Here is a 13,027-nt window from a genome sequence, read left to right on the forward strand (position 1 = left end):
GTGATACGGGCGTGCGACGCGCACGAGAATGGCGTTCGTCGCATATAGCGGCTTTACCGCTGTCCCGATCAGCCAATAAATCGGCGCGAGTTATGTTCCTAATTTTCCGGGCAAGGCATTCGATTGTGAGGCGCAAGCGCGATCAGGGCGGCATCGTCGTGCAGCCGTGGCGACAGGCCTTCGAGCGCTTCTTCGCCTGGATAGGGACGGTTCGGCGACAGATGGCATCTAGATGAACGCGTGATCACCATCAACGGCAAGAAGCAGTGGCTGCGGCGCGCCACTCCCTATGCACGTAGCTAAGGTTTCGGTGCCTCGCTAACTTACAGGAGACCTGTCACCCCGCGGCGTACCAGGTCGAGCGCGAGCAGCGTAAGGCCGATCCGGAACCAGCGGCGGAAGCTTTGCTCGGGCAGCTTGTCGAGCAGCCCGGTGCCGTAAAGGGTGCCTAGATAACCCGAGGCGATCATCACGACGATGAAGGGCAGCCACTGAGCGAAGGCAAAGCCGGCGATCGAGAATGCGATTACCTTTAGCGCATGCTGGATCATCATGCCGGCGGCCTGGGTGGCGATCAGCGCTTTCCGGTCGTCGGTGATAAGTTGCGCGAACGCAGCGGCAAACAGCGGTCCTGTGGCGCCGAAGAACATGCTCAGGAGCGCGAGTACCGCGCTGCCCACCACAAGCCCCGCGCTGCTGATCCTGGCAGCGCCCGGGATCTTCGCCCAGGTGATGACGATCACAAAAAGCCCAAGCGCGAGCTTTAAAAGCGCGTCGGGAAGCTGCACGACGAAGTACGTTCCGACAACCGCGCCCACCACGCTTCCCGCGATAAAAGGCACGGCGATCCCGTGCACGATGTGCGCCCGCTGGTGCCAGGCACGGCCCGAATTGGAGCCAAGCTGCACTGCGCCATGTACGGGAATGAGTGCCGCCACCGGGATGAAGATGCCGAGCAGCGCCAGCATCGCGACACCGCCGCCGAGGCCGAAAACGGCAGTTAAAGCGGAGGTGAAGAAGCTGGCGAACACCAGGAGCAGGGCAGCCGGCGCGCTCAGCGCGTCCGGCAGGATTGCGTTCAGCAGGTCCAATAAACGATCCTACATCTGCGGCTGGGTGAACTGCCCCGCGGGTCGGTACGTCCACAGGTAGGTCGGCAGGATGGCATGGATCGAATGCTGCGGAATTCCGAGCCCTTCCAGCGTGTGGCCGCGCGCTTTTGCTTCGTCGGACACGACATTGTCCTTCTCCAACATGCGCACCTGATCGAGCGTGATCAGCGGATTTGGCAGCATGCCCATTAACCGGCCCTGGAGCCGCGCGAGAGACCAGGGAAGGGAGACGAGAAGCCGCTTGCGGTTGATGACATCCAGCATCTCCTCCATGCACTCGCGGAACGTTAGAGCTTGCGGCCCGCCGAGCTCATAGATGGCGCCGCCCGTAAGGTCGCCGTCCACCGATCGTGCATAGGCTTCCGCAACGTCACCCACGTAAACAAGCTGGAATCTCGTTTGCCCGCCGCCGATCAGCGGCAGGACGGGAGAAAAACGGGCCATGTTGGCGAATCGGTTGAAGAAGGAATCCTCCGGACCGAAAATGATGGACGGGCGCAGAATAGTCGCGTTCTTCACCGTCTCCAGAACCGCCTGCTCGCCCTCGGCCTTGCTGCGCCCGTATGCGGAGGACGAATCGAGATCAGCACCAATGGCAGAGCCATGCGTGAGTCCGGCGCCTGCGGCCCGGGCGGCTTCCGCCACCGCGCGCGCGCCCACATTCTGCACCGCGTCGAAGCTCTGGCGGCCCGATTCGTGCAGGATACCCACGAGGTTGACCACGTGGTCCGCGCCTTCGACGGCCCGGTCCACAGACCAGCGATAGCGCAGATTGGCCTGCACGGCATGCACCTGGCCCATATTGCCAAGCGTCTGGACGTGGATTTCCGTATGCGGATTGCGGCAGGCAACCCGCACGCGATAGCCCCGCCGCGTCAGGGCCTGTACCACGTGACGGCCGACAAATCCGGACCCGCCGAAGACGGTGACGAGCTTGGGTTTCTGGCTTATGGTGGCCATAATGCCTCGGTCTCCATTATGCCTCTTTTCCGCGCTTCTTAATCACCTTTGGCGTCAAAGGCAAAGGGCTCATAGCAAAGGAGCGAACAGGGAGTAGCGAAATAGCGAATGGGATAAGGGAGCGGGGAGAAAACGGTAAAGCCCTACGTCCCGACCCTCGCTTCGCTATCCACCGGCCACTATTCGCTTACCTCTTCAAAACTTGGAAAAAGCCGTTGAAATGCCTATATCTTAACCGTTATCAAGCCGCTGATTCGCGGCAAATCCCTGCGCCATGACGGCGCGTCCTTGACGAAAGCGATTCATGAACGACACGCCCGAAACACTCCCCGGCGAAACGATTGAATATGGCGCCGAATCCATCAAGGTTCTCAAGGGTTTGGATGCCGTGCGCAAGCGCCCCGGCATGTATATCGGCGATACTGACGATGGCTCCGGTCTTCACCACATGGTCTATGAGGTGGTCGATAACGCCATAGACGAGGCGCTGGCCGGCCATGCGACGCTGGTCACGGTAACGCTTAATCCCGACGGCTCCTGCACGGTGACCGATAACGGACGCGGCGTCCCGACCGATATGCACGAAGGCGAAGGCGTCTCCGCGGCCGAGGTCATCATGACGCAGCTCCATGCGGGCGGCAAGTTCGACCAGAATTCCTATAAGGTCTCGGGCGGCCTTCACGGCGTGGGCGTTTCGGTTGTCAATGCGCTTTCGGCTTGGCTGAAGCTCAAGATCCGCCGCAAGGGCCAGATCCACGAGATGTCGTTTTCGCACGGCGTACCGGATGCCCCGTTGGCAGTCACGGGCGACGCCGGCGACGAAACCGGCACGGAAGTTTCCTTCCTGCCCTCGCCAGAAACCTTCACCAAAACGGAATTCGACTACGGCACGCTGGAGCACCGCCTGCGGGAACTCGCCTTCCTCAACTCCGGGGTGCGCATCGTCCTGACCGATCGCCGGCACGCGGACGTCCAGCAGGAGGAATTCCTTTACGAAGGCGGTATCATCGAGTTCGTCAAGTATCTCGATAGGTCCAAAAAGCCGCTGATCGAGGCACCGATTTCTATTACGGGCGAGCGCGACGGCATCGTCGTCGAGCTTGCGATGTGGTGGAACGAGTCGTACCACGAGAACGTGCTGGCGTTCACCAACAACATTCCTCAGCGCGACGGTGGCGCGCATATGGCCGGTTTCCGCGGCGCCCTGACGCGCCAGGTTACCTCCTATGCGGATGTGTCTGGGTTGACGAAGAGGGAGAAGGTATCGCTCACCGGCGATGATTGCCGCGAAGGGCTGACGGCAGTGCTTTCGGTCAAGGTACCGGATCCGAAATTCTCCTCCCAGACCAAGGACAAGCTGGTTTCCTCCGAGGTGCGTCCTGTTGTCGAAAGTCTCGTCAACGAGGGCCTCGGCACGTGGCTGGAGGAACATCCGGGCGAAGCCAAGGTGCTGGTCGGCAAGGTCGTGGAAGCCGCCGCCGCGCGCGAGGCCGCCCGCAAGGCGCGCGAGTTGACGCGGCGCAAGGGCGCCCTCGACATCACCTCACTTCCGGGCAAACTGGCCGACTGTCAGGAGCGTGACCCCTCGAAATCCGAGATTTTCATCGTCGAGGGTGACTCCGCCGGCGGCTCCGCGAAGAGCGGACGTTCGCGCAAGAATCAGGCGATCCTGCCCCTTCGCGGCAAGATCCTGAACGTAGAGCGCGCCCGTTTCGACCGCATGCTGTCATCGGACATGATCGGCACGCTGATCACCGCTCTCGGCACCGGAATAGGCAAAGACGAGTTCAACGCGGAAAAGCTGCGCTATCACAAGATCATCATCATGACGGACGCAGACGTTGACGGCGCCCACATTCGAACGCTGCTTTTGACGTTCTTCTTCCGGCAGATGCCGGAGTTGATCGAGCGCGGCAACCTCTATATCGCTCAGCCGCCGCTTTACAAAGTCACGCGCGGCAAGTCCGTCCAATACATCAAGGACGAGGTCGCTTTCGAGGAGTTCCTGATCGATTCCGGCCTGCAGGAGGCCTCCTTGGCGCTCTCCACGGGCGAAGTGCGCTCCGGGCAGGACCTGAAGCAGATCGTGGACGACGCGCGGGGCGTGCGCTCGCTCATAAACGGCCTCCATACGCGCTACGACCGCTCGGTGGTCGAGCAGGCGGCTATCGCTGGGGCGCTGAACGCGGCGGTTCTCGTCGATACCGCGCGCGCGACCGCTACCGCAGCGCACGTGGCGGAGCGCCTCGACATGATCTCTGAAGAGACAGAGCGCGGCTGGGAAGGCCGGCTGAACCCCTCCAATGAGGGCGCGGGCGGTTTTCTTTTCGAGCGTACGGTCCGTGGCGTACGCGACGTCATCATTCTCGACGCGGCACTCATTGGCTCGGCCGATGCACGTGCTATTGATCGCTACACCGAGCGCCTCCAGGAGATTTACGAAAAGCAGCCGGTGCTCAGGCGGAGCGACAAGAAGGAGACCATCGCCGGGCCGATGGGGCTTCTGGATGCGATCTTCGCGACGGGGCGCAAGGGCCTGACGATGCAGCGATACAAGGGCCTTGGCGAGATGAATGCCGAGCAGCTCTGGGAGACCACGCTCGATCCCGACGCGCGATCGCTGCTGCAGGTGAAGGTCAACGACGCAACCGATGCCGACGCGCTGTTTTCACGCCTCATGGGGGATGAAGTGGAGCCGCGCCGCGAGTTCATCCAGGACAATGCGCTCTCGGTCGCCAATCTCGACGTGTAGTCCGGCTAGGCCGTCTTTTCGAGGCCACGCGGAACAACGAGACGCTGCCATCGTTCGTCTGAAAAGTGAACGATGGAGTTTGATCGATGGCGGACAGCGACACTGTTGAACGCGTGTGGGAACTGATTGACAAGATCGGGATCTGCATGCTCGTGAGCCGTGACGGGATAGACCTTCGCGCGCGTCCGATGGCCGCCTTTCTCGACCGCGATACGCATCTGATCTATTTTCTCACCGATGCTGAAAGCCACAAGGACGAGGAGCTGGCCGATGATCCGCATGTGGCTATGGCTTTCGCTGATACCGGCAGTCAGGCCTATCTCTCCGTGACCGGCACGGCGGAGGTCACCAATGACCGGGAGAAAATCCGCCAGCTCTGGTCCACGCCGGCTAAGGCCTGGTGGAAGAGCCCAGATGACCCCTCGATCCGGGTGCTCAAGGTCACACCGAAGGACGCGCAATACTGGGATGGTCCCGGTACGGTGGCGAGCTATATCAAGATGGCAGCGGCCGCGGTCTCCGATGCACGACCGGACCTTGGTAAGAACCGGAAGGTCGATCTTTAGACCCCTCACCCCGCCTGCCCACGTGCAGATTTGCAATCCTATAGGCTGTGAAAGGGGTGACATTCCGGCCAGGGGGGTTATGGCTTTCCCGCGTGAACATGATCTCGCGTGTTTTTGGGAAGCCAATGGTTATCAGTTTCGATATCGGAGGTACCACGATCAGAAGCGCGGTAGCGCGCTCGACGGAATCCATTGAGCCAATCAGGCGGCAGCCTACCCCCACCGAGGATTTCGATGCCTTCCTGGCTTGCCTCCGCCAAGCCATTGCAGACGCAGGGGAAGCACCGGCTTATATCGCCATCTCCATTGCTGGCGTACTCGATCCCGAGTCGGGTAGGGCCATTTGCGCTAACATTTCCTGCATTCACGGCCGGCGCCTAAAAACTGAGCTTGAGCAGGCGTTGGGCGTGCACGTCATCATCGCCAATGATGCCGATTGCTTTGCCGTTGCCGAGGCACGTGTCGGCGCGGGCAAGGGGCACGAAATCGTTTTCGGCGCCATTTTGGGTACCGGTGTGGGCGGGGGCCTCGTGGCGCGCGGACAACTCGTCAACGCTAATGGCGGCTTCGCCGGCGAATGGGGCCATGCGCCGGTGGCCGCCGCCTACGCCGGTACGCCACCTGTTCGGGTGCCCGCCTTCCAATGCGGCTGCGGGATGAAGGGCTGTCTCGACCCGATCGGAAGCGCACGCGGCATGGAACGTCTGCACAAAGCTTTGCACGATCAGGACCGGTCCTCCATGGAAATCATCGCCGCCTGGGAGGAGGGCGATCCGTCGTCTGCGCGCACGATCGATGTCTTGTGCGATGTTCTAAGCGCGCCGCTAGCCATGGTGGTCAACGTCACCGGCGCCACCATCGTGCCGGTAGGCGGAGGGCTTTCCAATGCCGGGTCCCTTATCGCCGAGCTTGACCGGCGGGTGCGCAAGCAAACGCTCTTTGCCTTCAAGCGCCCGCTCGTGATGCCCGGAGCCTGCCGGGATGAACCAGGGCTCCTGGGTGCCGCGCTGCTCGGCCTGGAAAGGGCAGCCCGTGGAGCTTCCGTCTGAGTTGGATTTGATGCCGGTATCGAGCGTTCCCCCGGGGTTCAAACCCGTCGGGTCTTCGATGCTCAGCCGTTCCGGCCGGAATCTTCGCGGGCAATGCGCTCCCAGCTATCGTTCTGCGCAAGCATGTCGCGCAAATAGGCCATATTAGCCTCGGCCTGTTCGGGTGAGAGTTCCTGCCGCGCAATTCGCTCAGCCTGGTCGAAGCGGCCCTGAAGGCCGATGACAAGGGCAAGATTCTGGCGTACCCGGCTGTCCGCGCCCGGTTTCTCCACGGCGCGGCGAAGCTGGGCTTCAGCAGCCTGAAGATCACCCTCCAGAAGATACGACATTCCCAGGTTCGACAGGATGGAAGGTTCCTCGGGTTGTAGCTCAAGCGCCCGGTTATAGCGCTTGCGGGCGGCTTCCGGCTCGCCGATCTGATCGAGAATGGCGCCTTCAGCGGAAAGAAGCCGCCAATCGGGATATTCCGGCGTTTGCGCCCGGCGCACGGCATCCAACGCCGGCTCGAATTCGCCGGCCGCCGCGAGCGCTTTTCCATAGGCCGCCAGCACACCGCGATCCTTCGGATAGGCTATGGCCAGTTTCCGCATGACCGCGAGAGATTGGTCGACATGGCCACTCATCTGCAGAACGCTCGCGTAACGCATGGCCACGGATTTATCCTTCGGATCGCGGGCGTAGGCCCTGCCAACACGATCGGTCTCGGCGGCCAGGTCTCGCGCGGACATCGAATCCGGTGAACGCGCCTGGCTCCGCTCGGTGGAGCCGGTTGTGATGTTCGAGACTTTTTGGCTGATGGAGGAGCAACCGGCAACGGCCAGGGAAAAGGCGACCGCGACCGCGATCGATACCGGTTTTGCGCGTGCTGGACTTCGCCTCATCCCGTTTCCTCGTCGGCGGGGCGTCACCACCGGAACCCCAAGCTTTCCCGTCGGATATATTCCGTTAACCCTAATGGAGTGTTAATTAAGATCGATCCCGTCTCAGAAAGGAAGGTTTCGTCATGCCGCTCACGCTCACCGCCACCGGGGAAAGTGGCTCCTTGCCCGTCTATCTCGCACGTGAGTCGGTGCTGGAGGAGTCCGGCGCGGACGCCGCGGCATGCGCTTGGGCGCGGGCCAATGGTTTCACCGGGCGCGATGGCGCCGTTCTGACGATTCCCGGCCACGACGGCGCGCTCGCCGGTGCATTCTTCGGGTTGGGCGGGGGCGACCCCTCTCCGTTCAGCTTTGCCCGTCTCGCCCGCAACCTGCCCAAGGGGCAGTGGCACTTCGCCAGCACTCCGAAGAATCGCCACCTTGTCGCGCTTGCCCTGCGTCTCGGCGGCTATGCCTTTACGCGCTATGGGAGCAAGCCGACGACCGACATCGCTTTCGCGGCACCTGAAGGAACCGACAGGGCTGAGGTCGACCGGCTTGCCGAAGGCGTCTTTCTGGCTCGCGATCTCATCAACACGCCAACCAACGACATGGGGCCCGACGCGCTGGAAGAAACCGCCCGCGCTCTGGCCAAATCTCATGACGCGGCGATTTCGGTCACGTCGGGGGACGATCTCCTTGCACAGAACTTTCCATTGATTCACGCGGTCGGGCGTGCGAGCGCCGAGGCACCACGCCTGATCGACCTGTGCTGGGGAGCGGAGTCGGCGCCGAAGGTGACGCTCGTCGGCAAGGGTGTGTGCTTCGATACGGGCGGGCTCGATATCAAGCCGGCCAACAATATGCTCCTGATGAAAAAGGATATGGGCGGAGCGGCCAATGTGCTGGGCCTCGCCTCGATGATCATGGCGGCCAAGCTGCCGGTGCGCTTGCGCGTGCTCATTCCCGCCGTGGAGAACGCGATCTCGGCCAACGCCTTCCGCCCCAGCGACATTCTGAAAAGCCGCAAGGGGCTGACCGTGGAGATTGGGCATACGGATGCAGAGGGGCGGCTGGTTCTGGCCGACGCCATGACGCTTGCCGACGAGGAATCTCCTGAGCTCCTGATTGATATGGCAACCTTGACGGGGGCCGCCCGCGTTGCCCTGGGCCCGGATCTTCCGCCGTTTTACACGCGCGACGAGGGGCTGGCTGAGGCTCTTGCCGGAGCAGCTGACGAGAACGTCGATCCGTTGTGGCGCATGCCGCTTTGGCAGCCTTATGCGGAACGGCTCAGTTCCAAGGTGGCCGACATCAACAATGTGAACAAGGACGGCTTTGCCGGCTCGATCACGGCGGCGCTCTTTCTGGAGCGCTTCGTGGAGAAGGCGCAGGCCTGGGCTCATTTCGACATCTATGGCTGGAACCCCAACGACAAGGCGGCTTGCCCGGTGGGCGGCGAGGCGCAGGGCATCCGCGCTATCGAGGCCGTTCTGCGCAAGCGCTATGGCCGCTGACCTCTTTCCAGCGACAGGCCGATGCTCTATCGTCACGGGAACGAAACGTTTCCGGGGCTCGCCATGTCCGTCGTTCTGCGGCCGAGTCAGGCGCTCAGATTGTGGCAGCAGGTCTGTCTCTTTCAGGTACAGGCTGGCCTGCCCGACCTTTCCGAGCGGCAGCTTTCGATCCTGCTCACCGTCTATCTCGACCCGCCTCCGCATACGGTCCGCGGCCTGGCGGAGAGGCTCGGCGTGAGGAAACCGGTCATCACGCGCGCGCTCGACAGGATGGGCGCCCTCGATCTGGTCTCCCGTCGCCGAGACACGCGCGACCGGCGCAATGTGCTGGTCCGCCGCACGGTCGAGGGCGCTCTTTTCGTCGAGCGTTTCGGAGATGTCGTTGTTGCCAGGGCGCAGGAGCTATCATTGTGAGTACTCAACACCACCGCCTGGACCGCAGACTGAATGCCTTTCGGCCCGACCTCGCCGACGAGGACTTGAAACGCCATGTCGAGGCGACGCGCTTCACCGTCGGCGAGCCCGCGGCGGTCGCGGCACCGGTGGCGAGTGTCCATCAGGCCCCGGACGCAAGTGCCGGCATGGACACTCAGTTCCTTCACGGGGATACGGTGCGTGTGTTCGAGCGCAAGGATGGCTGGGCATGGGTGCAGAACGTGCGCGATAACTATGTCGGCTACGTCCGGGAGAGTGAGTTGGGCGACGTGCCACAAGCGCCGACGCACATCGTGTGCATCCCACGCAGCTTCGTCTACCCGGAGGCGGACATGAAGGCGCCGCCCGTCCGGACCCAAAGCATTGGCGCGCGGCTTGCCGTAAGGGATGTGATTGAGAAGGGCACGACGCGCTACGCGCTCCTCGAATCAGGCGAGGCGATGATTGCACCGCATCTGCGCCTGCTGGATGAAGCAAGCGCGGATTTCGTTTCTGTTGCGGAGGCGTTTCTGGGCACGCCCTATCTTTGGGGCGGGGCGAGCGGATTTGGCATCGACTGTTCGGGGCTCGTGCAGCTTTCCCTCTTCATGGCGGGACGCGAGGTGCCGCGTGACACCGACATGCAGGAAGCCGCGCTCGGCTCACCCATAAGTGAGGCGTCCATGCTCAGCCGGGGTGATCTGGTCTTCTGGCGTGGGCACGTGGCTATAATGATGGACGGCAAGACCGTCGTCCACGCGAATGGCTACACCATGACCGTTTCGCAAGAATCTCTTGCCGAGGCGATTCAGCGGATCACGCCGCTTTACGGACAGCCCACCGGATATCGCCGGCTTTAGTTCTCATTCCCTTCCACGAAAATTGTCACGGTGTCGTCTTCTCCGAATTCCACGGCGACGATGTTGCGAAGAAGGATATCGCGAGAATCCACGGCGTGGTAAAACATTGCGCTGCCCTCGATGGATTGGCGCAGGCTGGCGATCTCGGTCTCGTGGCTCGCGATGGCTTCTTCGATCGCGCCGTTCTCCTGGCCGATATCGGACAGGAATACGATTTCCAGCGTATCGAGACTGAAGGCCTTGCGAACCGCCTCGGCATTTTGAAGAGTGTTGTCGATCGCCGCCACAACGCGTTCACTCTGATCGCCCTTGTTTGTCTCCTCGGTCTTCACATCGGAACCGATAATTTTGTCGATCGCTTCTTCGTTGTCCAAGCCTTGGGCCATCAGCGAATGCTGCGCGAGCGGAGCAAGCATGAAGGCAAGCGCCATGAATAACGGCAGGAGTTTCTCCATGGGCCCCGCGGATGTGGGGCGGCACATGTCGGCAGCATACATCAAACATTCTCCTTAATGGGCATCACCAAGCGGGGCAGACACCGCAAACACCGGGCATAAACCGTAGTTCCATCGCTGGTGTCCAGACCCTTTCACACATTTTGTATCACTATGTCGGACGTACGGCGCCGTTTCGCAACCCTGTCGGCATTGGGCAGGTCGTTCGTTTCCAGCCAGTGGCGGGCGGCCGCCGCGTCACGCCCATGATGGGCCCAGCGAGCCAAAAGACGCCTTTCCAGCTCGGCGCGCGGCACATCCATGTAGATTGAAAAATCGAACAGCTCCGCAAGTGCGCTCCAAGGCTTCTCGCCAAGCAGAAGATAGTTGCCCTCGACCACAATCAGTCGGGCATCCTGCGCGACGATTGCCGCCGCCGCGCGGGAAAGCTCGATCGAGCGGTCGAACAGCGGGATCGCCACGTCCGGTTCGCCGGCGCGAACGCGCTTGAGAAGTGTATGGAAGCCAGCGAAGTCGAAGCTCTCCGGTGAGCCCTTGCGCCCGGCGAGGCCCCGTTCACGTAAGACGGCATCGTCGAAATGAAACCCATCCATCGGCACGAGCGCCGTCTTTTCGCCATGCGCGGTCAGGGCCTCCGTCAATGCAGCCCCGAGCGTGGACTTGCCCGATCCCGGTGGGCCGGCAACGGCGATTATGAAACGACGGGCATCTCCGGCGCGCGACAATATGCGATCGGCGATGCTGTCGACTTCCATACCGCGTGTCATTCAGCAAGCCAGTCCGGGTAATCAGAGACAAGCAGACGATAGGGTTCTTCGTCCTCCTCGACTTCGGAAAATCGGGCAATTGGCTCTGCAAAGATATTGTCCGTCAGGTCGTCATTGACGGTGGAAACTTCCCCGATCAACACATCGGCATCTTCCGCCCAGAAATTATGCCATACGCCCGGCATGAGCGTGACGCTCTCTCCGGGTGAAAGGCGAAGGACGCCGCCTGCGTCGAAGCGCCGGATGATACCATCCGTCGGCACCGAAACAGGTGCCTTGGGGTCGACGCTGCCATCAGGTGCCGAGGCATGAAGCTTGATGCACAGGCTGCCGCCGCCCCGATTGATGATGTCCTCGGCTTTGACATCGTGGCGGTGCATGGGCGAGATCTGATCGTGGCGCGAAATCATGATCTTCTCCGCGTAAAGCATGCCACGGCCCTCCTTCAGCGCGGCGGCGTTGCCATTGCGCACAGTGAAGAGGAAAAGTCCCTCTCGCTCGAAATCCCCTAAGCCGTAATCGGTGATGTCCCAGCCGAGTCTGGCATCGACTATGCCCCCGATTTCCGATCGGCGGGCCTTCATGTCGGCCGGCGTAAAGTCGGCGAATGGCGGCAGCACATAGCCGAACGAGCGAATGAAAGCTTCGCTCTCGCGCAGAATCGTATTGATCTTCGAGCGTTTCATCGCTGTTTTCTCCTCGTCTCCCGGTCCAGCAGTTTGGTAGACGAAGCCGGCGCGGGAGCCAAGTCCGCCCTCGTATCTGACGAAATTCGTCGGAGCGAGGCGAGAAAGATGCTGTTTGGGCACCGGAGCGCACTGTACCTGTCAGTAGACGAGTACCGGCACGCAGAGAAACACCATCTTAGTCCGCTCCGGAGATCCGATCAGACACTCAGAACGCCCGGAAGGTCAACGTGGTAAGCGATCGGACAATGCCGGGGATATTGGCGACGTTGTCGTTTATAAATTTGCCCACATCCACGCCATCTTCGATATAGACCTTGAGCAGCAGGTCGTAATCGCCGCTTGTGGAGTAAAGTTCGGACGCAATTTCGCGCTTGTAGAGCGCATCGGCAACCTCATATGTTTTGCCGGGCTGACAGCGCAACTGGACGAAGACGGGTTTCATGTTTCTCTTTGATCAACCTGCGTTACTTCTCCCGCCGAGGGTCGGCCGAACCTGCTCCCCTGTCAACGGGCGAAATCGCCACTGAGCTGGATTCCGAAACTTTGCAAGCGCCGATCAACTGAAGCATAGTCCGCTTATGAACAAAGAAGCGCAACGAGGATGGACCTATGAGGATGAGTTGCGGCGTGCCGGCGTGCGAATCACGCGGCCGCGGCAGGTGATCCTGAGCATTCTCTCGAAGACTGAGGACCATCCCGACGCGATGGAGATTTTCAACCGTGCCTCCGAGATCGACCCCAGCATATCGCTTTCGACCGTATATCGCACGATGAAGCTCCTGGAGGAGTTGGGCACGATCCATCGCCATGCGTTCGAGGGCGGTCGGGCGCGTTTCGAGCAGGCCGGCGAGGAGCATCACGACCACCTGATCGATATCGATACGGGTGACGTGATCGAATTCCAGTCCAACAAGATCGAAGCGCTGCAGGACGAGATCGCCCGTTCTCTCGGTTATGATATTGTCCACCACAAGCTGGAGCTTTACGGGCGAAAGCGGCGGCGGCGGCGCTAGCGCCGCCGGTGCAAGC

General features: G+C 61.5%; 14 protein-coding genes. 7 read left to right on the forward strand and 7 right to left on the reverse strand.

Annotated features, from left to right (window positions below; translation table 11 throughout):
* Nucleotides 1-323 precede the first annotated feature (323 nt).
* Both LY631_RS02925 and LY631_RS02930 read right to left on the reverse strand, forming a co-directional pair.
* Nucleotides 324-1,091, reverse strand: a complete 768-nt coding sequence (locus LY631_RS02925) for a sulfite exporter TauE/SafE family protein (protein ID WP_274423607.1) — start codon at nt 1,089-1,091, stop codon at nt 324-326.
* 9 nt (nt 1,092-1,100) lie between these two features.
* Nucleotides 1,101-2,072 carry a complex I NDUFA9 subunit family protein gene (locus LY631_RS02930; protein WP_274423608.1) on the reverse strand — a complete coding sequence of 324 codons (972 nt, stop codon included), beginning with the start codon at nt 2,070-2,072 and terminating at the stop codon, nt 1,101-1,103.
* A gap of 304 nt (nt 2,073-2,376) precedes the next feature.
* Between LY631_RS02930 and gyrB the strand changes: the two genes are divergently transcribed.
* The 3 genes from gyrB (at nt 2,377) to LY631_RS02945 (ending at nt 6,439) form a co-directional block, all read left to right on the forward strand.
* Nucleotides 2,377-4,824 (forward strand): DNA topoisomerase (ATP-hydrolyzing) subunit B, encoded by a 2,448-nt coding sequence (gene gyrB / locus LY631_RS02935; RefSeq protein WP_274423609.1) that lies wholly within the window; start codon nt 2,377-2,379, stop codon nt 4,822-4,824.
* Nucleotides 4,825-4,910: 86 nt separating this feature from the next.
* On the forward strand, nt 4,911-5,390 hold the full coding sequence (locus LY631_RS02940) for a pyridoxamine 5'-phosphate oxidase family protein (RefSeq protein WP_274423610.1): 480 nt from the start codon (nt 4,911-4,913) through the stop codon (nt 5,388-5,390).
* Between the two features lie 125 nt (nt 5,391-5,515).
* Complete coding sequence (locus LY631_RS02945; protein ID WP_274423611.1) at nt 5,516-6,439, forward strand: ROK family protein; 924 nt, start codon at nt 5,516-5,518, stop codon at nt 6,437-6,439.
* A 62-nt stretch (nt 6,440-6,501) separates the two neighbouring features.
* Here LY631_RS02945 and LY631_RS02950 read toward each other — a convergent pair whose 3' ends face one another.
* The gene (locus LY631_RS02950) at nt 6,502-7,320 is read right to left on the reverse strand and encodes a tetratricopeptide repeat protein (protein ID WP_274423612.1); all 819 of its coding nucleotides are present in this window, start codon (nt 7,318-7,320) and stop codon (nt 6,502-6,504) included.
* 122 nt (nt 7,321-7,442) lie between these two features.
* Between LY631_RS02950 and LY631_RS02955 the strand changes: the two genes are divergently transcribed.
* The 3 genes from LY631_RS02955 (at nt 7,443) to LY631_RS02965 (ending at nt 10,087) form a co-directional block, all read left to right on the forward strand.
* Nucleotides 7,443-8,813, forward strand: a complete 1,371-nt coding sequence (locus LY631_RS02955; RefSeq protein WP_274423613.1) for a leucyl aminopeptidase family protein — start codon at nt 7,443-7,445, stop codon at nt 8,811-8,813.
* Between the two features lie 63 nt (nt 8,814-8,876).
* Nucleotides 8,877-9,227, forward strand: coding sequence for a MarR family winged helix-turn-helix transcriptional regulator (locus tag LY631_RS02960; RefSeq protein ID WP_274423614.1), 351 nt, complete (start codon nt 8,877-8,879; stop codon nt 9,225-9,227).
* A complete protein-coding gene (locus LY631_RS02965; RefSeq protein ID WP_274423615.1) occupies nt 9,224-10,087 on the forward strand; it encodes a C40 family peptidase in 864 nt (287 codons plus the stop codon). The genes LY631_RS02960 and LY631_RS02965 overlap by 4 nt, the downstream gene beginning before the upstream one ends.
* Here the strand turns inward: LY631_RS02965 and LY631_RS02970 are convergent.
* The 4 genes from LY631_RS02970 to LY631_RS02985 form a co-directional block, all read right to left on the reverse strand.
* Complete coding sequence (locus LY631_RS02970) at nt 10,084-10,584, reverse strand: hypothetical protein (protein WP_274423616.1); 501 nt, start codon at nt 10,582-10,584, stop codon at nt 10,084-10,086. The genes LY631_RS02965 and LY631_RS02970 overlap by 4 nt on opposite strands.
* Before the next feature lie 92 nt (nt 10,585-10,676).
* The gene (locus tag LY631_RS02975; protein ID WP_274423617.1) at nt 10,677-11,309 is read right to left on the reverse strand and encodes a nucleoside triphosphate hydrolase; all 633 of its coding nucleotides are present in this window, start codon (nt 11,307-11,309) and stop codon (nt 10,677-10,679) included.
* The gene (locus tag LY631_RS02980) at nt 11,306-11,995 is read right to left on the reverse strand and encodes a D-lyxose/D-mannose family sugar isomerase (RefSeq protein WP_274423618.1); all 690 of its coding nucleotides are present in this window, start codon (nt 11,993-11,995) and stop codon (nt 11,306-11,308) included. Before LY631_RS02980 ends, LY631_RS02975 begins: the two co-directional genes overlap by 4 nt.
* 208 nt (nt 11,996-12,203) lie before the next feature.
* Complete coding sequence (locus LY631_RS02985; protein WP_274423619.1) at nt 12,204-12,440, reverse strand: Lrp/AsnC ligand binding domain-containing protein; 237 nt, start codon at nt 12,438-12,440, stop codon at nt 12,204-12,206.
* Nucleotides 12,441-12,576: 136 nt separating this feature from the next.
* On the opposite strand from LY631_RS02985, the gene LY631_RS02990 reads away from it, so the two are divergent.
* Nucleotides 12,577-13,011: a Fur family transcriptional regulator gene (locus LY631_RS02990; protein ID WP_274423620.1), complete on the forward strand. Its 435-nt coding sequence runs from the start codon at nt 12,577-12,579 to the stop codon at nt 13,009-13,011.
* The last annotated feature ends 16 nt before the right edge of the window (nt 13,012-13,027 follow it).

It is taken from the genome of Chelativorans sp. YIM 93263, assembly GCF_028767125.1.
Lineage (GTDB): Bacteria > Pseudomonadota > Alphaproteobacteria > Rhizobiales > Rhizobiaceae > Chelativorans.

Excerpts from the sequence above, each read along its gene's own strand:
- LY631_RS02930 (WP_274423608.1), bottom strand. The coding sequence starts at position 2,072 with ATGGCCACCATAAGCCAGAAACCCAAGCTCGTCACCGTCTTCGGCGGG.
- gyrB (WP_274423609.1), top strand. The coding sequence starts at position 2,377 with ATGAACGACACGCCCGAAACACTCCCCGGCGAAACGATTGAATATGGC.
- LY631_RS02940 (WP_274423610.1), top strand. The coding sequence starts at position 4,911 with ATGGCGGACAGCGACACTGTTGAACGCGTGTGGGAACTGATTGACAAG.
- LY631_RS02945 (WP_274423611.1), top strand. The coding sequence starts at position 5,516 with ATGGTTATCAGTTTCGATATCGGAGGTACCACGATCAGAAGCGCGGTA.
- LY631_RS02950 (WP_274423612.1), bottom strand. The coding sequence starts at position 7,320 with ATGAGGCGAAGTCCAGCACGCGCAAAACCGGTATCGATCGCGGTCGCG.
- LY631_RS02955 (WP_274423613.1), top strand. The coding sequence starts at position 7,443 with ATGCCGCTCACGCTCACCGCCACCGGGGAAAGTGGCTCCTTGCCCGTC.
- LY631_RS02960 (WP_274423614.1), top strand. The coding sequence starts at position 8,877 with ATGTCCGTCGTTCTGCGGCCGAGTCAGGCGCTCAGATTGTGGCAGCAG.
- LY631_RS02970 (WP_274423616.1), bottom strand. The coding sequence starts at position 10,584 with ATGTATGCTGCCGACATGTGCCGCCCCACATCCGCGGGGCCCATGGAG.
- LY631_RS02975 (WP_274423617.1), bottom strand. The coding sequence starts at position 11,309 with ATGACACGCGGTATGGAAGTCGACAGCATCGCCGATCGCATATTGTCG.
- LY631_RS02980 (WP_274423618.1), bottom strand. The coding sequence starts at position 11,995 with ATGAAACGCTCGAAGATCAATACGATTCTGCGCGAGAGCGAAGCTTTC.
- LY631_RS02985 (WP_274423619.1), bottom strand. The coding sequence starts at position 12,440 with ATGAAACCCGTCTTCGTCCAGTTGCGCTGTCAGCCCGGCAAAACATAT.
- LY631_RS02990 (WP_274423620.1), top strand. The coding sequence starts at position 12,577 with ATGAACAAAGAAGCGCAACGAGGATGGACCTATGAGGATGAGTTGCGG.